Source organism: Mycobacterium sp. SMC-2, from assembly GCF_025263485.1.
Classification (GTDB): domain Bacteria; phylum Actinomycetota; class Actinomycetes; order Mycobacteriales; family Mycobacteriaceae; genus Mycobacterium.
On record NZ_CP079863.1, the window covers coordinates 181,613 to 202,969 of the forward strand.

Consider the following 21,357-nt stretch of genomic DNA (forward strand, 5'->3'; position numbering starts at 1 on the left):
CGCCCAGGCGTGCGACGGCCGCTAGCGGGTATGCCGTCCTCATTCCGGTTCTTAGCGCGAAGGAGGAAACCCGTGGCCGACGTCGACCTGTATCTCGATCCCGTCTGTCCGTTCTCCTGGGTGACCGCACGCTGGCTCCGCGACGCCGCGCGGTCGACCCACACGCCGGTCACGCTGCGGCAGATGAGCCTGGCGGTCCTCAACGAGGGTCAGGACGCCGACGCGAAGCAGCAACGCATGATGGAGCGGTCCAGGCGGCTGGGACGGCTGTTCGCCGCGGCCGCCGGCGAGGGTGGCACGGACGCGTTCGCGGGCCTGTATGACTCGATCGGTCGGCGCGTCCACGTGCGCGGGGAGGAGCTCGACGCAGCCGCCATCCGCGAATCCCTCGCCGAGAACGGCCTCGAGGAAGGCCTCGCCGAAGCGCTGGATGACAGCGCCCTCGACGACGCGGTCAGGCGGGCGCACCACGCCAGCCAGGATGCCCTGGGCGACGAGGCCGGCAGCCCGATCATGGCGGTCGATGGCCGCGCGTTTTCCGGACCGGTCCTGACCCGGGCACCGAACGCGCAGGACGGCGTTCGGCTGCTACAGGCCGTGCTCACCATGGCCGGCGTGCCTGAGTTCGCCGCGCTGCAACGGCCGCACGAGGGCCCACCGACGATCGACGGCTGAGCACGCGACCCGGCGAACCGGCTAACTGCTCCGGGTACCGATCGCGGCCCGGTGAACCAAGGTTGCCGAAAGACGCACCGACGAGGTTCCGAGCGCTTAACCTTGAGCTCGCCCATCATATATTTCGCGGAGGGTTGAGCGTCAGCAAATGCCTGAAGAGCCCAGGCCCGACAGTGTCGCCCCGGTACCGAGCGGCATCGCCGCGGAGCTGGCGGCCGCGGGATTCGAGGACGCCCGCCAGGTGGCCCGGGGCGGGGCGGGGGTCATCTACTGCTGCTACGAGACGGCCCTGGGGCGAAGCGTTGCGGTGAAGGTGCTGCCGTCGCACATCGACGACGACAGCCGGGAGCGGTTCCTCCGTGAGGGCTACGCGATGGGCGGGCTCTCCGGCCATCCGAACATCGTCAACATCCTGCGGGTGGGCGTCACCCCGAGCGGCAAGCCCTACATCGTGATGCCGTACCACTCGGCGGACTCGCTGGCGGTCCGGCTGCGCCGGGAGGGGCCGGTCGCCTGGCCCGAGGCGTTGCACATCGGCGTAAAGCTGTGCGGCGCACTGGAAACCGCGCACCGAACCGGAACCCTGCACCGCGACATCAAGCCCGCGAACATCCTCGTGAACGATTACGGCGAGCCGCAACTCAGTGATTTCGGGATCGCCCACATCGAGGGCGGGTACGAGACGGCGACCGGGTTCTTCTCCGGCACCATCGACTACACCGCGCCCGAGGTGATGACGGGCAACCCGGCGACGGTGGCCTCCGACATGTACTCCCTGGGCGCGACGCTCTACGCACTGATCGCGGGCAACGCCGCACACGAGCGCAAGAAGGGCGAGGACCTGATCGCGCAGTATCTGCGGATCAGCACCACGGGCGTCCCGGACATGCGGCCCGACGGGATCCCGGACGCGGTGTGCTCGGCGATCGAGAGGGCGATGTCGATCGACCCTGCCGAGCGGCCCGCCTCGGCAGAGGAGTTCGGCCGCGAGCTGCAGGCCGCCCAGCGCCGCAACGGTCTAAAACCCGACGCGATGGCCATCACCGGGCGCCCCTCGGGCGTGGCTGCCGATGTCCCGTCCGCCGCGCCTGCCCCGCCCGGCGGGCACAGCGAGGTGGCGCGGCCGTCGGCCCTGGACACGTCGAGCATGCCCGCCCCGCCGCGCGGGCCGACAGGGCACGACGACCCGACCTCCGCGATCAGCACGCCGCTCGAACACGAACACGCGCTGGAGACCGAGGCTCTTCCGCAGCCGGGTGCCGCCGAGTTGTCCAAAATGGCCGGCTTGTTGCGCGGCGGGTCGGCCACGCAACCGAAGGTGCGGCCGTCCAAGGCTGCCGCGCCGCCAGGCGACAACGGCGGCACCCAGGGCCCGCCGCGCGGCCCCAGGGCGCGGGCGGCCGCGTGGTTCGCGGAGCCCGGAAAGAAGCGGAGCCGCGTCGCGTTGGCGGGCGGCGCGCTCGCGGCGGTCCTGCTGTTGGTCATCGGCGGTGTCTATTTCGCGCTTTCACCCGACAACAACTCCGGTTCGAAGGGCGCTTCGGGGCAACCGACCGCGGAGCCCCCCATGCAGTGGAAGCCGATCACCAACGCGCGCATCTCGCGCGACGCGGCGGCCACCACGCAGGCCGACGGCACGATCTGGATCTTCGGCGGAATCCGCAGCGACGGCGCCCTCACCGGACTGCAGGAGGGCTATGACCCCGTTATCGACAGCTGGAAGGGCGGCGACGACCTACCGGTCCCCGTCTCGCACGCGATGGCGGTCACCTGGCAGGGTAACCCCGTCGTCCTCGGCGGCTGGAAATCCGAAGGCGGCAAAAACGTTGCCACCGACCAGGTTTGGCGCGTGGTCAACAGCCGCTGGGTCGAACTTCCGCACCTGCTGCAGCCCCGGGCGGCCGCGGCGGCGGCCGTGGTGGGTGACCGCCTGGTCGTTACGGGCGGAGTCGACGCGAGTGGTGCGCTGCTGAACACCACCGAGGTGTTCGACGGCAACACCTGGACCCTCGGCGCGCCCATCCCGACCCCGCGCCAGCTGCTGGCCGGGGCCTCGGACGGCAAGCTGGTGTACACCGTGGGCGGCACCAACGGCACCGCGGACCTGGCCACGGTCGAGGCCTACGACCCGGCCGCGAAGACCTGGACACCGCTGCCCGCGCTGGGCCAACCGCGCAGCGACCTCGGCGTGGCCATCGTCGACGGGCGCCTGGTCGCCGCCGGGGGCGTGTCCGCGGGGCAACCGCTCAAGAGCGTGTCCGCGTTCGACCTGATGACGAAGGCGTGGTCTGGACTGCCCGACATGACGACCGCGCGGCACGGCATGGCCGTCGACGCGGTGGAGAAGTCCGTCTACGCGATCGGCGGGTCGACCGCGGTCGGCGACGGCCAGCCGACCTCGTCGGCGGAGGCGCTCAAGCTGCCGGCCCGCCGGATCCAGCCGGCGTCGCAGTGGCGCTCGCTGCCGGACGCACCGACCCCCCGGCTGATGACGGCGTGGGCCGTGCAGGGCGACAAGATCTGGATCGTGGGCGGCCTGCGGAACGGCGTCGCGCTGCAGACCGTCGAGAGCTACGACCCGCACACCGGCGTCTGGCAGACCGGGCCGCCGCTGCCCATCCCGCTGCACCACGCGACGGCCGCGACCTACCGCGGCGAGGTGGTGGTGCTCGGCGGTGCGAGCGATCAACTCGCCAACGCGTCGGACAAGGTGTTCGCTCTGCGCGGCGGCAATTGGGTTGAGCTGCCGCATCTCGGGCACCCGCGCGCGGCGCCGGCCGCAGCGGTGGTGGGTGACAAACTCGTCGCGGTGGGTGGGCAGAACGCCAAACAGATCGTCCCGCAGACCGAGGTCTTCGACGGCAGTTCGTGGAAGGACGCCGCCGACATGCCAACCCCCCGCGAACACCTGGCCGCGGTGTCGGACGGCACCTACGTGTACGCCATCGGCGGGCGGTTCCTCTCCGCCGACAAGAACTCCGCGGCGAATGAGCGGTTCGATCCGCAATCGGGTACCTGGACCAAGTTGGTGGGTATGCCGACCCCGCGTGGCAGCTACGGCGCGACCTACATCGACGGCCGCATCGTGGTGGTCGGCGGCGAGGAGCCGACGATGGTGCTGAACGTGGTCGAGATGTACGACATCGCCGACGCGAAGTGGAGCACCTTGCCGCCCATGCCCACCGCCCGCCACGCCGAGGTGGTGGCGACGGTGGGTAACACCGTCTACTGCATCGGCGGCGCGAACCGGCCCACCCACGAGGGCCCGATCGCGACGGTGGAGGCGCTGGACTTCATGTAGCGACGCCGACATGGGCGCGCGAAGGGTCGTGGACCGGTTGTACGGCGCCACGCGGTGGATGTAATCACCCATGACGATCCGTCTGCTCCGCAATGGCGCGGCCACGCGGGCAGCCGCTGAGGAACAGCACCGCAAGACCAGCCGGACGCCGTTTTCGCAACCTGTTGTTTTACTTGCGCCAAATACGGGGACCCTGCTACGAGCCAGTGCCCCGCACAGCCGACAGCCGATCCGATGGGAGCCGACGATGAACAGCAGCACTATTTGGATCGTGGTCGCCGCGGCGGCGATCTTGTTGATTCTCGTCGGCCTCCTCGCGTTCACCGGCATGCGACGCCGTCGACGGCAGCGGCAGGCCGAGCAGATTCGCGAGCAAGCGAGCCTGGCCGCGGCCAAGGTGGAGCGGCGCGAAGCGCTTGCGCAGGAGACTGCCGCCAAGGCTCGCGCTGCGCAGGCCGAGGCGGAGGTCAAGGCGGCCGAAGCCGCACGGCTGCAAGAGCGGGCGGCCGAGCATCAAAGCGAAGCCGCGGCATCGCGCGAGCAGCTCCACGAGCAATGGAGCCGTGCCGACAGCCTTGACCCCGGAAAGAAGGCGGCCGATCCCGAGGCCGTGGAGGCCGGCAAAAGCCGCGACACCGGATCGGGTCGGCCGGCCAGCGACTGAAAAAGGGCCACTGGGCTACTCGCTGGATCGCCCCCTCAACGAGCCATCGGGTAGCCCACTTACACCGGGCCGGGGCACCGCCCGCTTGCGAGGAATCGTCGGCGCGAAACGTCGAGGGGACGCCACGGCGCCACATCCGCAACGCGGGCGATGCCCCGGCTCGCGCAAACGTTTAGAGCCAGGTGTCCTGGGTGGTGGCGGTGAGGAACGCCTCCAGGTCGTCGCGCCACTGCGCCGGCGTGGTCTTGTCCGGTTCGATCCCGGTGTACTCCCCGCGATAGAACAGCAGCGGGCGCGGCTTGATCTTTGGTGCCTCCGACAACGATTGGACCGCGCCGAACACCACGAAGTGGTCGCCGCCGTCGTGCACGGACGCCACCGTGCAGTCGATGTGGGCCAGCGACCCGTCGATGATGGGCGAGCCGAGTTCCGAGGCGTGCCAGTCGATACCGGCGAACTTGTCGGGTTCCTTCGACCCGAAGCGCGCGGAGACATGTTTCTGCTTCTCGGTCAGCACGTTGACGCAGAACCGCCCGCTGGCCTGGATGGCCTGCCAGGACCGCGATACCTTGGTCGGGCAGAACAACACCAACGGCGGGTCCAGCGACAACGCCGCGAAAGACTGGCAGGCGAAGCCGACCGGGACCTGGTCGTGCACGGTGGTGATGATCGTGATGCCGGTGCAGAACTGGCCCAGCACCTGCCGGAAGGCCCGCGGATCGATCTGCGCAGACATGGCTATCCGCGCGCGCCGACCGTGAAGTCGTGGCCCCACAAACTCACGGCGGTGCTTTCCCGGGCGACCCAGTCAGTGTCCTCGACTTGCCTTCCCTCGCAACCGAATTCGACGTCGAACCCGCCGGGTGTCTTCATGTAGAAGGACAGCATCAGGTCGTTGACGTGTCGGCCCAGCGTGGCCGACATGGGCACCTTGCGGCGCAGCGCCCGGTCCAGGCACAGCCCCACGTCGTCGGAGTTCTCGACCTCCACCATCAGGTGCACGATGCCGCTGGGCGTCGGCAGCGGCAGGAAGGCCAGGCTGTGGTGACGCGGGTTGCAGCCGAAGAACCGTAGCCACGCGGGCGCCCCGTCGGCGGGCCGGCCCACCACCTGCGGCGGCATCCGCATCGAGTCGCGCAGCTTGAATCCCAGCACGTCCCGGTAGAAGTGCAACGACTCGTCGTCATCGCGGGTGGACAACACCACGTGCCCCAGGCCCTGCTCGCCGGTGACGAACTTGTGCCCGTACGGGCTGACGACGCGGCGGTGCTCCAGCGCGACCCCGTGGAAAACCTCCAGGCAGTTGCCGGAGGGGTCGGAGAACCGGATCATCTCGGCGACCCGGCGATCCGCCAGCTCGGCGGCGGTGGCCTCCTTGTACGGCACGCCCTCGACGTCGAGCCGGTTCCGGATCTCTTGCAGCCCTTCGGCGTTGGCGCATTCCCAGCCCGCCTCCATGAGGTGGTCCCGCTGGCCGGGCACGATCACCAGCCGGGCCGGGAAGTCGTCCATCCGCAGGTACAGTGCGCCCTCCGTGTTGCCCTTGCCCTCGACCATGCCGAGCACCTTCAGGCCGTAGTCACGCCAGGCCGCCATGTCGGTGGCCTCGATGCGCAGATAGCCCAGCGAACGGATGCTCATCACGCACCTCCCAGGAAATCAACGGTCAACTTGTTGAACTCGTCGAACTTCTCCACCTGCGCCCAATGCCCACATTGCCCGAAAACGTGGAGCTGCGCACGCGGAATGGTCTTCAGCGCGACCAGCGCGCCGTCCAGCGGGTTGACCCGGTCCTCGCGGCCCCAGATCAACAGCACGGGCTGGCGCAGCCGGTGCACCTCCCGCCACATCATGCCGAGCTCGAAATCGGCCCCCGCGAACGACATTCCCATCGCCCGCGTCGCCCTCAGCGATTCCGGCGTGCTGGCCAGCGCGAACCGCTCGTCGATCAGCTCGGGCGTGATCAGCTTCTGGTCGTAGACCATCACCCGCAGGAATGCCTCGAGGTTCTCCCGAGTGGGTTCGGCCGAGAACTTTCCCAGCCGCTTGACGCCTTCGGTCGGATCGGGGGCGAACAGGTTGATGCTCAGCCCGCCGGGTCCCATCAACACCAGCCTGCCGGCCCGGTCCGGATAGTCCAGGGCGAAGCGGACCGCGGTGCCACCGCCCAGCGAATTACCCACCAGCGGAACGCGTCCCAGCCCGAGCTGGTCGAAGAGACCCTTGAGCGCCCGCGAGGCGTAGTGGTTGAACTGCCCGTGTTCGGCGCGCTTGTCGGAAAGCCCGTAGCCGGGCTGATCGACGGCCAGCACATGAAACCGCTGCGCCAGCACCGGAATGTTGCGGGAGAAGTTCGTCCAGCTCGCCGCGCCGGGACCGCCGCCGTGCAGCAGCACAACGGTCTGGCCGTTGCCGACCCCGGCCTCGTGGTAGTGCAGCTTCAGCGGTCCGTCGACATCGACTTCAGCGAAACGCGAGGTGGACTCGAACGTCAATTCCTCGGTCGCGGTCATGCGCTAGACCATCGTGTCGCCAGGCGGCAACCCGAACTCGTTGTTTCCGAAGATCTGGTAAGCCCGCTCGGGATCGTTGGCCGCGTGCACCCGGCCGGCGTGTGCGTCCCGCCAAAAGCGTTGCACGGGTTGGTCGTTGGCCAGGGCGGTGGCGCCGGAAGCCTCGAACAGCCGGTCGATGGAGGCGATCGCGCGCCCGGTCGCCCGCACCTGGTCGCGGCGGGCGCGGGCGCGTAGCCCAAAGGGGATCTCCTTGCCGGCGGACAACAATGCGTACTCGTCGGCGACGTTGCCGCTCAACTGGCGCCACGCCGCGTCGATGTCGCTGGCCGCCTCGGCGATGCGCACCTTGGCGAACGGGTCGTCCTTGGCCTTCTCCCCGGCGAACGCCGCGCGCACCCGCTTGCCCTGGTGCTCCACGTGCGCGTCGTACGCGCCGTAGGCCATGCCGACAATCGGAGCGGAGATGGTGGTGGGATGCATTGTGCCCCAAGGCATCTTGTAGACCGGGGCGGTGTTCGTCTGGTAGCCGCCGGCGGTGCCGTCGTTCATCGCCTTGTAGGACAGGAACCGGTGCCGGGGCACGAAGACGTCCTTGACGACGAGCGTGTTGCTGCCGGTGCCGCGCAGGCCGACGACATGCCACACGTCGTCGATGCGGTACTCGGTGCGCGGGATGAGGAAGCTGCCGAAGTCCACCGGCCGGCCGTCCTTGATGACCGGGCCGCCCACGAACGTCCACGAGGCGTGGTCGCAGCCCGACGACCAGTTCCACGAGCCGTTGACCAGGTAGCCACCGTCGGTCACGACGCCCGCGCCCATCGGGGCGTACGACGACGAGATGCGGGTGTTGGGGTCGTCGCCCCAGACCTCCTCCTGTGCCTGCTGGTCGAACAACGCCAGGTGCCAGTTGTGCACGCCGATGATCGAGCTCACCCAGCCGGTCGAGCCGCACGCGCTGGCCAGGCGGCGGACGCCCTCGTAGAACAGCGCGGGGTCGCACTGCAGTCCGCCCCACTGTTCGGGCTGCAGCAGGGTGAAGAAGCCGATGTCCTGCAAGTCCTGAACGGTCTCGTCGGGCAGCCGGCGCAAATCCTCCGTCGCCTGGGCGCGCTCCCGAATCCGCGGCAGCAGATCGTCGATGCCGGCCAAAACAGACTGCGCGTCACGTTGTTGAATGGACGTCACTAGGTTTGCCTCCTGGAGTGCGGACTTACACCAGAGACTAGAACACGTTCCGATTTGTGTCGAGCAGGGTATTCCTGCGGCTGGTAGCGATACGAATCCACTTTTCTGTAACATGTTCTAGTTGTAGCGAGAGGGAGGATGGGTCTTGGCCGAGGCCAATCTCGACGAGCCGCTCGGCGACCACGTCCTTGAACTGCAGATCGCCGAGGTCGTCGCCGAGACGGACGACGCGCGGTCGCTGGTGTTCGCGGTCCCCGACGAGCCGGGCGACCCCGCCATCCCGCCCGAACGGCTCCGCTATGCCCCCGGCCAGTTCTTGACGCTGCGCGTTCCCAGCGAGCGCACCGGGTCGGTGGCCCGCTGCTACTCGCTGTGCAGCTCACCGTTCACCGACGACGCGCTCACCGTCACGGTCAAACGGACGGCGGACGGATACGCGTCGAACTGGCTATGTGAGCACGCACGGGCGGGCATGCGGATCCACGTGCTGGCCCCGTCGGGCAACTTCGTGCCGAAAACGCTCGACGACGACTTCCTGCTGATGGCGGCGGGCAGCGGGATCACCCCGATCATGTCGATCACCAAATCGGCCCTCGCCGAGGGCGGCGGCCAGGTGACGCTGCTCTATGCCAACCGCGACGAGAAGTCGGTCATCTTCGCCGATACGCTGCGCGAACTGTCCGCCAAGTATCCCGACCGGTTCACGGTGGTGCACTGGCTGGAATCGCTGCAGGGGCTGCCGAGCGTGACCGCGCTGGCGAAGCTCGCCGCCCCGTATACCGATCGCCCCGTGTACATCTGCGGGCCCGGCCCGTTCATGGACGCCGCCCGCGAAGCGCTGGAATCGCTGAAAGTTCCTGCGCCGCAAGTCCATATCGAAGTGTTCAAGTCTTTGGAATCCGACCCGTTCGCGGCGGTGAAGATCGACGACACCGCGCCGGGCGACCAGCCGCCGGCCACCGCGGTGGTGCAGCTGGACGGTGAAACCCATACCGTGTCGTGGCCGCGCAACGCCAAGTTGCTCGACGTGCTGCTCGCGAAAGGTCTGGATGCGCCCTTCTCCTGCCGCGAGGGCCACTGCGGCGCGTGCGCTTGCACCTTGCGCAGCGGGAAGGTGAGCATGGAGGTCAACGACGTGCTCGAGCAGCAGGACCTCGACGAAGGCCTCATCCTGGCCTGTCAATCTCACCCGGAATCTGATTCGGTGGAAGTCACCTACGACGAATAGTCGCGGGGCTAGGTTCGCCCCTGGCGTTGGCGAACCGAAAGGGGAGCAGCATGAAGCGACTGATAGCGGGGTTTGCGGTGGTCGGAACGGCGTTGACGTTCGCCCCGGCTGCCGGCGCGGCCAGCAACACCGCCACCACGTTGTTCCCGCTGGACGGACCCAACCAGCTGGAGACGCGCGTGGTCCTGAATTGCTTCAAGTCCGACGGCCACTGCGACTTCACCGCCGGGGCAGACATGCTGACGCCCGACGGGGTGACCGGCTTCCCGCCCGGCCTGTGGGCCCGCCAGACCACTGAGATCCGGTCCTCGAGCCGGCTGGCCTACCTGGACGCGCACGCCACCGGCCAGTACGAGCGGATCAACAAGTCCATGGGGTCCGACGAGATCACCACCGTCTACTTCGGTGAGGGACCGCCCGACAAGTATCAGACGACCGGGCGCATCGACTCCACCGATTGGCAGACGGGCCAACCCAAGACCGACAACAACGTCATCGTCTGCACCCACATCCAGGTGGTCTATCCCGGGGTCAACACCACCTCCCCCAGCACCTGCGCCCAGACGACGTTCTCCTAGTTCTCCGGGGATTCGCGGATCTGGCCCGGCCGTCGCTCAACGCACCGGCCTTCGGCCTAACTGCCGCGCCACGTGCGGTCACGAAGTGACCGCGCGACACGCCCGGTGGCCCGGGCGCTGCGCGGCGAGCCACGTCAGCTCCTTGTCCCAGATGACACTGGGGAAGACGTTTTGGAAGTGATCGATGAGCATGACGGAGTCCAGCCGCATCGCCCGGGCTCCGAGAAGGAAGGCGCGGGTGGCACCGAGCGGGGGCTGGGTGCCGAGCTGCAGGCCCACCGAGATCCCCGAATAGGTCACGACGGCCTCACCCGGCGAGGATGCCGGTGCGCGGTGACGGTCTTGTAGAGCTCGAACCAGGCGACACCAATGATTCCGGCGACGACGGCCACACACCATTGACCGAGCGTGATCTGGCCGAACTTGAACGCGTGGCGCAGCCCCGGAACGGACAGCACGGGAACGAGAAGCACGGCCGCACCGCCCAGGATCCATTTGAGCGCCGGGTTGCGGCGCTGCTGGAACGCTCGCCACACCGGAAGCCTCCATGAGCGATTCACCAAAATCAGTGCCAGGTTGCCCACGACGAGCGTCGCGAAAGTGATCGAGCGCACCACATCGTCGGCCCTTCCGCTGAGCACGGCCCACACGTAGACCGCCGCGGTGGCGGTCAGCGCCGACAACCCCTGCAGCGCAGCGATGGTCAGCACGCGCCGGCCGAACATCGGCTCGTGCAGCCCGCGCGGTGGTTGCCGCATGATCGCCGGATCGATCTGCTCCGCCTCGAAGACGACCGAGCAGGCGGGGTCGATGATGAGTTCCAGGAACGCGATCTGTACGGGCAGCAGGACCAGCGGCCAGTGCGCGACGAAGACGGGGATCAGCGACATGCCGACGATCGGCAGGTGCACCGCGATGACGTAGGCCATCGCTTTGCGCAGGTTGTCGAAGATGCCCCGGCCCTGACGTATGCCGCCCACGATGGAGGTGAAGTCGTCGTCGGTGATCACCAGCGCCGCCGATTCACGGGCGACGTCCGTGCCGTGTGCTCCCATCGCGATGCCGATGTCGGCGGCGCGCAGCGCGGGCGCGTCGTTGACGCCGTCGCCCGTCATCCCGACGACCTCGCCGTTGGCCTGCAGTGCCCGGACCAGCGCGAGCTTCTGGTCGGGAACCATCCGCGCGAACACGCTAACCGAGCGAATGCGTTCCGCCAGTTCGGCTTTCGGGATCGTGTCGAGTTCGGCACCGGTGACGCAGCCGGCGGCGTGGTCCAGGCCGATTTCGCGCGCGATGGCCAAGGCTGTCCCGGGATAGTCGCCGGTGATCATAACGGTCCGTATCGCCGCGCCCCGGCATTCCTCGACGGCGTCGGCCACGCCCGGGCGAACCGGGTCCTGCAGGCCGACGAGACCGAGGAATTCGAAGTCGAAATCATGCTGCTGGACGGGCAACGCGCTGTCGGCGTCGAATCCTGCGCGCGCAACGGCCAGCACCCGCTGACCGCCGGCGGTGGCCTGTTCGACTTGAGCGGCCAGCGACGCAAGCCGTTCGGCGCCGAAGTGACACAGGTCGGCGATCGCCTCCGGGGCGCCCTTGGCGGCAATCACATAGCGTTCCCCGCCGGGTGAGCGCCACACGTGCGAGAGGGCCAGCAGCGCTTCGGACAGCGGATACTCCCGGACCAGTTCCCAATCCGCGTGCACATGCGGGCTGCCGAACAGATACTTTGCGCCGAGATCCTTGAACGCCTTGTCCATCGGATCGAACGGATCGATCGGAGAGGCCAGCACGGAGAACTCCGCGAGTGTGTGAAACTCCTCCGGCAGCGGTTGGCCATCGCAGGTGAAGGCCTGCCCGTCGACGATCAGCTGCCGCACCGTCATCTGGTTCAACGTCAAGGTGCCGGTCTTGTCCACGCACAGCACGGTCGCCGATCCCAGCGTTTCGACCACGGGGGGCCTGCGCGTGAGCACATGCCTGCGGGACATTCGCCAGGCGCCCAGCGCCATGAACACGGTGAGCACGACGGGAAACTCTTCGGGCAGCAGCGCCATCGCGGTCGCGATGCCGGCGAGCAGCCCGGCCAGCCAATTGCCGCGGGTCAACCCGTAGACCACCACTACGACGGCCGCGGCCGCCATCCCGAAGACGGCCAAAACCCGGACCAGTCGGTCGATTTCGCGCTGCAGCGGGGTGCGCTGCGGCTCGATGGTCCGCAGGGCCGCCCCGATCTTGCCCAGCTCGGTGCCCGCGCCGGTTGCCTTGGCGACGGCCATACCATGGCCTTTGACCACCAGGGTGCCCGAGAAGACCCACGGCGTCGCATCACCACCCGCACGCCCCATCGCCGCCGACAAGGCCGAAGAGTCGGCCGCTACCTTCCGCACCGGCACGGACTCACCCGTCAGCGCCGATTCGTCGACGGAGAAGTTCGCACAGTCCACCAGCGCAGCGTCGGCGGGCACCCGGTCACCCTCGGCCAGCATCAGCAGGTCGCCGCGCACCACGTCCCTGCCCGCTATGCGCCGTTGCACGCCGTCACGCACGACGAGCGCCCGCGGTGACGACAGATCCCGCAGCGCGGCCAACGCCCGCTCGGTCTTGTGCTCCTGGTAGATCGAGATCACGATGACCACGACCACGAACGCCATCAACATCGCGCCGTCGAGCGGCTCGGCCAGAAGGAAATTGACCGTGCCGGCACCGAGCAGAAGCAACAGCATGGGCTGGCGGATCACATCCCACGCCTCACGGAAGATATTGCGGCGCTGAGCCGTGGGCAACTCGTTCGGCCCGTCGACCGCCAGCCGGCGCGCGGCCACCTCCGACGTCAGCCCAACGGCCAGACCATCAGCTGTAAGCGACACGTGACGCCCTGCTCCCGTCGTTCGTGCAAGACCGCGGCATGTCGCGCGCCCGCGACATGGCTCCCTCCCCACACCGGTGTTTGACTCAGTAAAGCGAGCGTCGGTCGTGCCCGGCCAGTGCCGAAAGGCCCCGGCGGGGCGACGCCCCACCCGAGCTTAGCCGCAAGGCCGCACGAGATGCTGGCGGCGTTGCAGCGGAGCCCATTGCCATTTTGCCGCGAACCCCGTTGCGCACGAGCACTTCTCGCCAGGCAAGACCGGCCGCGACCGGTACGCCCCATGGAGGCCCGTGGCTGAGGACTTCGTCCTCTACCTCCCGGTGCGTCGGAAGGCCCAAACTAGTCTGGCAATGAGCTGATGAAGGGGATCGACATGAAACGCGAAGTCTGCAACTCGTTCCCGGGATTGCCGCCTTTGCGGCGTGCGGTGTGTTCACGATTTTGACATGCGGGCTTCCCGGAGAAATTGCACCTCAAGCGCCAGGCGGTGCTCGTGACGCCCGCACTCCGGGCGCTGGGCGTCCTCGCACGGCCCTCAGCTGAGCGCCGTCGGCAACCCCGCACTGACCATGGCTGATCACATAGAGGTCAGCCTCAACGGGACGCAGCAGACCGCGCTGGTCACCCTCTACGGCAAGGCTCTGGACAGCCGACGGCCCGATTCCATCCTCGGCGACCGGGAAGCCGACAGGGCCGTGCGGCGCCTCGACTACGACTTCAGCACCCTGCGCATGCGCCCTCGCGATCAACAATCCTCCGCGGTTCGCTCCAAGGCCTACGACCGGCGGGTGATGCGCTTTCTCGACGATCACCCCGACTGTGTCGTACTGCATCTGGGCTGCGGACTCGACACGCGGGCCTACCGCGTCAACCCGCCGCCCACTGCCGACTGGTATGACGTCGATCTACCCGACGTTATCGCGTTGCGCCGCAAGCTGTTTGAACCGCGCGCGGGATTGCACCTTGTCGGCGCCTCGGTCACCGACCCGAGGCTGGTCGGCGAGATCGCCGGGGACCGGCCGGTCCTGGTTGTCGCAGAGGGGCTGACACCGTATCTACAGCGCGCCGACGGCGTGGCGATGTTGCGGCGCATCGTCGGGCATTTCCCCGCGGGTGAACTGCTTTTCGATGGCTACAGCCGGGCTGGAGTATGGCTCATGCAGCACTATCCTCCGGTCAAAGCCTCTGGCGCGCAGTTGGATTGGAGCATCGACGATCCGCGCGACCTCGAACGGGCCGTACCGGGGCTGGTGTTCGACGGCGAATGGTGGTTCGCCGATGCCCAAGAGATCAAACGGCACTACTCACCGTTGTATTGGCGAATGATGCAGATCTTGTTCCGCATCAGGCCGATAAGGCGACTCGGGCGCGGCCTGCAATACCACTTCGGGTCAGACGCGTGAGATCAAATCCGGGGCCGGAGGGTCTTTCGGCCGTGCAGGCGCGAAGTCCGTCAGCGCGGTAGGCCGAGGAGCCGCTCGGCGGCGACGGTGAGCAGGATCTGCTCGGTGCCGCCGGCGATGGTGAGGCAGCGGGTGTTCAGGAAGTCGAACACCGCGCGGTTGCGCACCAGGCCGCCGCCCTCGGAGACGTCCATCGTGTACTCGGCCAGCGCCTGCCGGTAGCGCACGCCGATGAGCTTGCGGACGCTGGATTGCGCCCCCGGATCCTGCCCGCCCACGGCGAGCTGGGCGATCCGCTGGTCCAGCAGCGCGCCGGTCTGGGCGATGGCGATCAGCCGGCCCAGCCGGTCCTGCTGCGCGGCATCGAGGTCGAGCTCGGCCAGCACCTCGAGCAGCTCCTCCATCGGGTTGCCCAGCGCGGTGCCGGTCGCCATCGCGACGCGCTCGTTGGCCAGCGTGGTCCGGGCCAGCCGCCAGCCGTCGTTGACCGCGCCGACCACCAGCTCGTCGGGGACGAACACGTTGTCCAGGAAGACCTCGTTGAACAGCGAGTCACCGGTGATCTCGCGCAGCGGGCGGATCTCGATACCGGGTGAGGCCATGTCCACCAGGAAGTAGGTGATGCCCTTGTGCTTCGGCGCGTCGGGGTCGGTGCGCGCCAGGCACACACCCCACCGCGCCTTGTGTGCGGCCGACGTCCACACCTTCTGGCCGGTGAGCAGCCAGCCGCCCTCGCCGCGCACGGCCTTGGTGCGCAGCGACGCCAGATCGGAGCCGGCTCCAGGCTCGGAAAATAGCTGGCACCAAAGGAATTCACCGCGCAGGGTGCCCGGCACGAAGCGCTCGATCTGCTCCGGGGTGCCGTGCTCGAGGATGGTCGGCGCGGCCCACCAGCCGATCACCAGGTCCGGACGAACCACGCCCGCCACCGCCAGTTCCTGATCGATCAGCAGCTGTTCGGCGGGCGACGCCCCGCGCCCGTGCGGCGGCGGCCAGTGCGGCGCCTGCAGCCCGGCCTCGGCCAGGGCGGCCTGCCGCTTCTCCTCGGGCAGCGCGGCGATTTCGGCGACGGCGGCGGCGATCTCCACGCGCTGGTGTTCGACGTCGGTGAGGTCGATCCCCAGGCGCCGCCGCACACCGGCCTGGGTCAGTTCGGTGATGCGACGCAACCAGCGCTCAGCGCCACCCAAGAAGCGGCCTATGGCATGCGCCCGGCGCAGGTACAGGTGCGCGTCGTGCTCCCAGGTGCAGCCGATGCCCCCGAGCACCTGGATGCAGTCCTTGAGGTTCGCCTTCGCGGCAGCGATGCCGATGGCGGCGGCCACAGCGGCCGCGACCGAGAACTGCTCCGGATCGGAATCCGCTGCTGCACGGGCGGCGTCGGCGGCCGCCACCTCGGTCTGCTCGGCGCGACACAGCATCTCCGCGCACAGGTGCTTGACGGCCTGGAAGCTGCCGATCGGCTTGCCGAACTGCTCGCGGACCTTGGCGTAGGCGACGGCGGTGTCCAGCGCCCACCGGGTCAGGCCGGCCGCCTCGGCCGCCAGCACGGTCGCCGCGAGCTCCTCGACACGTTCGGGGGAATCGATGACGGTGGCCGGCGCCGACGTCAGCACCACGCGGGCCAACGGCCGGGAGAAGTCGGTGGCCTCCAGCGGCTCGAGCTGCGCGCCGTCACCGGCGGTGTCGACCAAAAGCCACGTCCCGGCGGCCGGCAAAAGCACCACAGCGCCGTCGGCGGCGCCCAGCACGAGCGGCAGCGTGCCCGACGCGCGCTCGCCGTCGAACCGGGCGTCACCGTCCAGCGCCAGCCCGGCGAAGCGTTCGCCGGCGGCCAGTTGCGCCAACAGTTCCGGGTCGGTGACGACCAGCGTCGCCAGCGCGGTGGTCGCCACCGGACCGGGAATCAGCGCCTTGGCCGCTTCCTCCACCATGGCGCACAGGTCCTCGACGCTGCCGCCTGCCCCACCGTGGTCCTCCGGGATTGCGACGCCGAAGATGCCCAGCTCGGCCAGGCGGGCGAAGACCGGGCGCCACGCGTCCGCGTCACCCTGTTCGACCTCGCGGATCGCCGTCGTCCCGCCCGGCCCCGACGTCGAATTGCGGGCCCAGTCGCGCACCAGGGCGCGCGCGGCAAACTGCTCGTCTGTGACGGTCGCTACCACCCTCGGGACCTCCGCGTCCTTCGACTCGACGTGACGTGGGGCCTACGACCCCTAGCTCTCGATTCTCCTGCTCGCCTCGGGTGACTGCGCAACCCGCCTCGTCGCAGACTAGAACGTGTTCTAATAGTGCCAGCGATCGACCGTCAAGTCGAACGCCATCACAGCAGCACACGCGGTTGTCCCGGCGGTACGGAGGTGGGAAATTCACACTCAGGATGCGTATCGTTTGCAAGCGAGCCGCCAGAAAGAGGAGCAACCCGTCAGATGCCAGCCAGTGCCAACTCGAAGGCCAACGCGAGCCGCGCTTCCGACTCGCAACCGCGTGAGGTGATGAACGTGGCGGTACTGGCAGAGTCCGAACTCGGCTCGGAGGCACAGCGGGAACGCCGCAAACGGATCCTGGACGCCACCATGGCCATCGCGTCCAAGGGTGGCTATGAGGCGGTTCAGATGCGCGCCGTCGCGGACCGCGCCGACGTGGCGGTGGGCACGCTGTACCGGTACTTCCCGTCCAAGGTGCACCTGCTGGTGTCTGCCCTGGGCCGGGAATTCGGGCGCATCGACGCCAAGACCGACCGCTCGTCGGTCGCCGGGGGGACGCCGTTTCAGCGGCTGAATTTCATGGTCGGCAAGCTCAACCGCGCGATGCAGCGCAATCCGCTGCTCACCGAGGCCATGACGCGGGCCTACGTCTTCGCCGACGCCTCGGCGGCCAGCGAGGTCGACCAGGTCGAGAAGCTCATCGACTCCATGTTCGCCCGGGCGATGGCCGACGGCGAACCGACCGAGGACCAGTACCACATCGCCCGGGTGATCTCGGACGTGTGGCTGTCCAACCTGCTGGCCTGGCTCACCCGGCGCGCCTCGGCGACCGACGTCAGCAAGCGGTTGGACCTCGCCGTGCGGTTGTTGATCGGGGACACCGAGTCCAGCGAAACCTAGGCCGGCGGCCCGGCCGTGCGGCCGCGGATCAGCGCGGTGTCCAACACGTCGACGACCGGCAGGCCCGACCGCGGCGGGCTCAACAACAACTCACCCGCCCGGCGGCCCTTCTGCAGGCTCGGCTGGGACACCGTGGTCAACCCCCGGCCGATCGCGTCGGGCACGCCATCGAAACCGGTGACGGTCATCTGACCGGGAACGTAAATGCCACGCGCGCGAAGGTAATCCATGGCGGACAGGGCCAAGATGTCCGCCGTGCACATCAGGGCGGTGATTCGCGGATTCGCCTCCAGCGCCGCCTTGGCGGCCGCGCCACCGGATTCCGGCAGGTGCTCGTAGCTCTCCACCACGGTCAGCGCATCGAGGTCGACGCCGGCGGCCGTCATCGCCTCCCACACCCCGATGATGCGTTCGCGCTGCACGTCGAAGGCCGGCGACCGCAGCCGGTCGGCGTCCACCAGCCCTTGCCGGCGGTCCCGGCCCAGCCGCATGGTCAGCAGCCCGATCTCGCGATGCCCCAGCCCGAGCACGTAGTCCGCCAGCTCGCGCATCGCCGCCCGGTCGTCGATGCCCACCCGGGACACACCAGAGAGTCCCTTCGGCTGGTCGACGACCACGACCGGCAACCGGCGCTGCATGACGACCTGTAGATACGGGTCCTCTTCGCACACCGAATACACCACGAAGCCGTCCACGCCGGCGCCGAGCACCGCGCTCGTCCCGTCCTGGATGCTGCGGCCGGGCCCGACGGCCACCAGCAGCAGGCCCTGCCCCAGCTCTTCGCAGGACTGGGCGACGCCGGCAACGAAATCCCGCGCCGCCGGATCGCTGAAGAAGTAGGTCAGCGGCTCCGCCATCACCAGGCCGACCGCCCCGGCCTTGCGGGTGCGCAGCGATCGCGCCACCGGGTCGGGGCCCGGGTAGCCCAGCCGCTTGGCCGTGGCGAGCACGCGTTCGCGTAGGTCGGCGGAGAGTTGATCCGGCCGGTTGAAGGCGTTCGAGATGGTGGTGCGCGAAACCTTCAGTTCGTCCGCCAACGATGCGAGAGTCGCACGCCGGTGCGGGGGTACCTCCCGCTTGCGGGGGAGTGCGGGGCTCACAGTCGGTGACGCTACAGCCGATCCGCATGCGCGCCTACGCGGCTTCCACCCGTCACTTTGTAATGGAAACGATTTTCATTAGTATTGTGGGTCGGCCGACCGGCCGGCGAGAGGACATCGGACGCACGCATGGGACGAATCGGAGCGGGCCGCGCGCTGCGTTGGCTGCCGGCCGTGCTGGTCCTGCTGGCGGCCGGCACCGCGCCCATCGGGTGCGGCAGCCCGGCGCACCCGCGTGCGGCCACCGTCGTGGCCTCCACCGGTGTGTGGGGCAGCGTGGCGAGCGCCATCACCGGCCGTCACTTCGTGGTCGAGTCCATCCTGACCGGGGGCGACACCGACCCGCACTCCTACCAGGTCAGCCCGTCGGACGCCGCCGCCATCGCCGACGCCACCCTGGTCGTGTACAACGGCGGCGGTTACGACCCCTGGGTGGACCAGGTGCTGGCCGGGCATCCCGGCGTGAGGTCGATCGACGCCTATTCGTTCCACAAGGACTCGGCGGAGCGGCCGGCCAACGAGCACGTCTTCTACGACCTCGACGTCGCCAAATCGGTCGCCTTCGCCATCGCCGACCGCCTCGCCGCCCTCGACCCCGCCCACACCGGCGACTACCGCGCCAACGCCGCCGAGTTCTGCCGCGGCGCCGACGCGATCGCCATCTCCGAACACGCCATCGCCAGCGCCTACCCCGGCGCCGGGATCATCGCGACCGAACCCGTCGGGTACTACCTGTTGAGTGCGTCCGGCCTGGTGAACCGCACGCCGCCCGCGTTCACCGCGGCCAACGAGAACGAGACGGACCCCTCGCCCGCCGACATGGCGTACGTCCTCGACCTGATCGACCACCGTCAGGTGTCGGCCCTGCTGGTGGACCCGCAGACGTCCACCGCCGCGATCAACGGCGTCCGGGACGCCGCCCAGCGCGCGGGCGTGCCGGTGACCGAGGTGAGCGAAACTCTGCCCGCCGGCACGGATTACCTGACCTGGCAACGCAACACGGTCAACCAGCTGCTGGCCGCGCTCCAGTCCCGCCGGTCAGTACAGCCGTGAGCCTCGACGCGGTCCGGGATGTCGGCCGCTACCCGGATACCGTCTCGCTGCGCGGTGCCCGGCTGGCTCTCGGTGACCGCGTGCTGTGGGACCACCTGGACCTGTCGGTGGCGCGCGGCGAATTCATCGCCGTCCTCGGACCCAACGGCAGCGGCAAGACGTCGCTGCTCAAGGTGTTGCTGGGGCAGTTGTCGCTGTCCTCCGGTGTCGCTCTGGTGGATGGAAAGCCGATGAGCTCGGGCAGCGGGCGCGTCGGCTACGTGCCGCAACACCGACCGATGGACCACGACGTGATGCTGCGGGGACGCGACCTGGTTCGCCTGGGCGTCGACGGGCATCGCTGGGGCGGCATGCCGCTGAAACCCGCCGACCGGGTCCGACGGCGCGCGGCCGTGGCCGAGGCGCTGCGGCAGGTCAACGCCGAACACCTGGCGGACGTCCGGGTGGGCCTGATGTCGGGCGGCGAGCTGCAGCGGATGCGCATCGCGCAGGCGCTGGTCAGCGATCCGATGCTGCTGCTGTGCGACGAGCCGCTGCTGGCGCTGGACCCCGCGAACGCGAAGCTGGTGTCCGGCCTGATCGACCGCCGCCGCCGCGACGCCGCGACCACCGTCATCGTCGTCACCCATGACCTCAACGCGATCCTGCCGTACGTCGACCGGCTGGTTTATCTGGTCGACGGACGATTCCGGATCGGCACCGTCGAAGAGGTGATGACCACCGAGACGCTCTCCATGCTGTACCGGGCCGACATCCAGGTGGTGAAGGTCAAGGACCGCTACGTGGTGGCGGGCGAGACGAACGACTGGGCCCACCAGTGAATCACCGGCTCACCGGCGTGCTGGCCCACCTGCTCGACTTCGACGTCACCGCCCACCTGCTCGGCCACGACTTCGTCCAGCAAGCGTTGCTGGCCGCTGCGCTGCTGGGACTGGTGGCCGGGCTGATCGGGCCGTTCATCGTGATGCGCCAGATGTCGTTCGCCGTGCACGGCTCCAGCGAATTGTCCTTGACCGGAGCGGCTTTCGCACTCCTGGTCGGCGTCGAGGTGGGGGTGGGCGCCCTGATCGGCAGTGCTTTGGCGGCCGCGCTGTTCGGCGTGCTGGGCCGGCGGGCCGGCGAACGCGACTCGGTGATCGGCGTGGTGCTGGCGTTCGGACTGGGCCTGGCGGTGCTGTTCATCTACCTCTACCCGGGCCGGACCGCGACCAGCTTCGCGTTGCTCACCGGACAGATCGTCGGTGTCGGCTACACCGGGCTGACGATGCTGGCGCTGGTGTGCCTGCTCGTCATCGCCGTCATCGCGACGTGCTACCGCCCGCTGTTGTTCGCCACCGTCGACCCCGACGTCGCCGCGGCCCGCGGCGTGCCCGTTCGCGCGTTGGGCATCGTGTTCGCCGCCCTGGTCGGTGTGGTGGCCGCGCAGGCCGTGCAGATCGTCGGGGCGCTGCTGGTGATGTCGTTGTTGATCACCCCGGCGGCCGCGGCCGCCCGGGTGGTGGCGTCGCCGGCCGCGGCGATGGTGGCCTCGGTCGTCTTCGCCGAGGTATCCGCCGTCGGCGGCATCGTGCTGTCGCTGGCGCCCGGTGTTCCGGTGTCGGTCTTCGTCGCGGGGATATCGTTCTTGATCTACCTGTCCTGCTGGCTGCTGGGGCGCCGCAGCGAGGCCACCACTTAG

The 21,357-nt window shown here is 68.9% G+C and carries 18 protein-coding genes; 10 read left to right on the forward strand and 8 right to left on the reverse strand.

The features are described from left to right. Positions 1-72: 72 nt before the first annotated feature. The 3 genes from KXD96_RS00950 to KXD96_RS00960 all read left to right on the forward strand — a co-directional run bounded on the left by KXD96_RS00950 (position 73) and on the right by KXD96_RS00960 (position 4,640). Complete coding sequence (locus KXD96_RS00950) at positions 73-675, forward strand: DsbA family protein (protein ID WP_260742349.1); 603 nt, start codon at positions 73-75, stop codon at positions 673-675. Positions 676-823: 148 nt separating this feature from the next. Continuing rightward, a complete protein-coding gene (locus tag KXD96_RS00955) occupies positions 824-3,976 on the forward strand; it encodes a protein kinase domain-containing protein (RefSeq protein WP_260742351.1) in 3,153 nt (1,050 codons plus the stop codon). 247 nt (positions 3,977-4,223) lie between these two features. After that, positions 4,224-4,640: a hypothetical protein gene (locus tag KXD96_RS00960; protein ID WP_260742352.1), complete on the forward strand. Its 417-nt coding sequence runs from the start codon at positions 4,224-4,226 to the stop codon at positions 4,638-4,640. 172 nt (positions 4,641-4,812) lie between these two features. On the opposite strand, the gene hsaB is transcribed toward KXD96_RS00960, so the two are convergent. The 4 genes from hsaB to hsaA are packed head-to-tail and all read right to left on the reverse strand — an operon-like array spanning position 4,813 to position 8,341. After that, complete coding sequence (gene hsaB / locus KXD96_RS00965) at positions 4,813-5,376, reverse strand: 3-hydroxy-9,10-secoandrosta-1,3,5(10)-triene-9,17-dione monooxygenase reductase subunit (protein WP_260742354.1); 564 nt, start codon at positions 5,374-5,376, stop codon at positions 4,813-4,815. 2 nt (positions 5,377-5,378) lie between these two features. Beyond that, the gene (gene hsaC, locus KXD96_RS00970) at positions 5,379-6,281 is read right to left on the reverse strand and encodes an iron-dependent extradiol dioxygenase HsaC (protein ID WP_260742355.1); all 903 of its coding nucleotides are present in this window, start codon (positions 6,279-6,281) and stop codon (positions 5,379-5,381) included. After that, a complete protein-coding gene (gene hsaD / locus KXD96_RS00975; protein WP_260742358.1) occupies positions 6,281-7,153 on the reverse strand; it encodes a 4,5:9,10-diseco-3-hydroxy-5,9,17-trioxoandrosta-1(10),2-diene-4-oate hydrolase in 873 nt (290 codons plus the stop codon). Before hsaD ends, hsaC begins: the two co-directional genes overlap by 1 nt. Positions 7,154-7,156: 3 nt before the next feature. Next, positions 7,157-8,341, reverse strand: coding sequence for a 3-hydroxy-9,10-secoandrosta-1,3,5(10)-triene-9,17-dione monooxygenase oxygenase subunit (gene hsaA / locus KXD96_RS00980; RefSeq protein WP_260742359.1), 1,185 nt, complete (start codon positions 8,339-8,341; stop codon positions 7,157-7,159). Between the two features lie 145 nt (positions 8,342-8,486). Between hsaA and KXD96_RS00985 the strand changes: the two genes are divergently transcribed. Together KXD96_RS00985 and KXD96_RS00990 are read left to right on the forward strand one after the other, a co-directional pair. Further along, positions 8,487-9,569, forward strand: a complete 1,083-nt coding sequence (locus tag KXD96_RS00985) for a ferredoxin--NADP reductase (protein ID WP_260742360.1) — start codon at positions 8,487-8,489, stop codon at positions 9,567-9,569. 50 nt (positions 9,570-9,619) lie between these two features. Beyond that, positions 9,620-10,147, forward strand: coding sequence for a hypothetical protein (locus KXD96_RS00990; protein WP_260742361.1), 528 nt, complete (start codon positions 9,620-9,622; stop codon positions 10,145-10,147). A 78-nt stretch (positions 10,148-10,225) separates the two neighbouring features. Here the strand turns inward: KXD96_RS00990 and KXD96_RS00995 are convergent, their stop codons facing one another. Then, positions 10,226-10,447 carry a hypothetical protein gene (locus KXD96_RS00995; RefSeq protein WP_260742362.1) on the reverse strand — a complete coding sequence of 74 codons (222 nt, stop codon included), beginning with the start codon at positions 10,445-10,447 and terminating at the stop codon, positions 10,226-10,228. Beyond that, the gene (locus KXD96_RS01000) at positions 10,444-13,017 is read right to left on the reverse strand and encodes a cation-translocating P-type ATPase (RefSeq protein WP_260742363.1); all 2,574 of its coding nucleotides are present in this window, start codon (positions 13,015-13,017) and stop codon (positions 10,444-10,446) included. The genes KXD96_RS00995 and KXD96_RS01000 overlap by 4 nt, the downstream gene beginning before the upstream one ends. A 568-nt stretch (positions 13,018-13,585) precedes the next feature. On the opposite strand from KXD96_RS01000, the gene KXD96_RS01005 reads away from it, so the two are divergent. Beyond that, positions 13,586-14,419, forward strand: coding sequence for a class I SAM-dependent methyltransferase (locus KXD96_RS01005; RefSeq protein ID WP_260742364.1), 834 nt, complete (start codon positions 13,586-13,588; stop codon positions 14,417-14,419). A 50-nt stretch (positions 14,420-14,469) separates the two neighbouring features. Here KXD96_RS01005 and KXD96_RS01010 read toward each other — a convergent pair whose 3' ends face one another. Then, entirely contained in the window at positions 14,470-16,584 is a 2,115-nt protein-coding gene (locus KXD96_RS01010) for an acyl-CoA dehydrogenase (protein WP_260742365.1), read from the reverse strand. A 336-nt stretch (positions 16,585-16,920) separates the two neighbouring features. Between KXD96_RS01010 and kstR the strand changes: the two genes are divergently transcribed. Then, on the forward strand, positions 16,921-17,526 hold the full coding sequence (kstR, locus tag KXD96_RS01015) for a cholesterol catabolism transcriptional regulator KstR (protein WP_260742366.1): 606 nt from the start codon (positions 16,921-16,923) through the stop codon (positions 17,524-17,526). Here the strand turns inward: kstR and KXD96_RS01020 are convergent. Then, the gene (locus KXD96_RS01020) at positions 17,523-18,626 is read right to left on the reverse strand and encodes a LacI family DNA-binding transcriptional regulator (protein WP_260742367.1); all 1,104 of its coding nucleotides are present in this window, start codon (positions 18,624-18,626) and stop codon (positions 17,523-17,525) included. The genes kstR and KXD96_RS01020 overlap by 4 nt on opposite strands. Before the next feature lie 129 nt (positions 18,627-18,755). On the opposite strand from KXD96_RS01020, the gene KXD96_RS01025 reads away from it, so the two are divergent. The 3 genes from KXD96_RS01025 to KXD96_RS01035 are packed head-to-tail and all read left to right on the forward strand — an operon-like array spanning position 18,756 to position 21,357. Next, on the forward strand, positions 18,756-19,679 hold the full coding sequence (locus tag KXD96_RS01025; protein ID WP_260742368.1) for a metal ABC transporter solute-binding protein, Zn/Mn family: 924 nt from the start codon (positions 18,756-18,758) through the stop codon (positions 19,677-19,679). Then, complete coding sequence (locus KXD96_RS01030; RefSeq protein ID WP_260742369.1) at positions 19,676-20,500, forward strand: metal ABC transporter ATP-binding protein; 825 nt, start codon at positions 19,676-19,678, stop codon at positions 20,498-20,500. Before KXD96_RS01025 ends, KXD96_RS01030 begins: the two co-directional genes overlap by 4 nt. Next, entirely contained in the window at positions 20,497-21,357 is an 861-nt protein-coding gene (locus KXD96_RS01035) for a metal ABC transporter permease (RefSeq protein WP_260742370.1), read from the forward strand. Before KXD96_RS01030 ends, KXD96_RS01035 begins: the two co-directional genes overlap by 4 nt.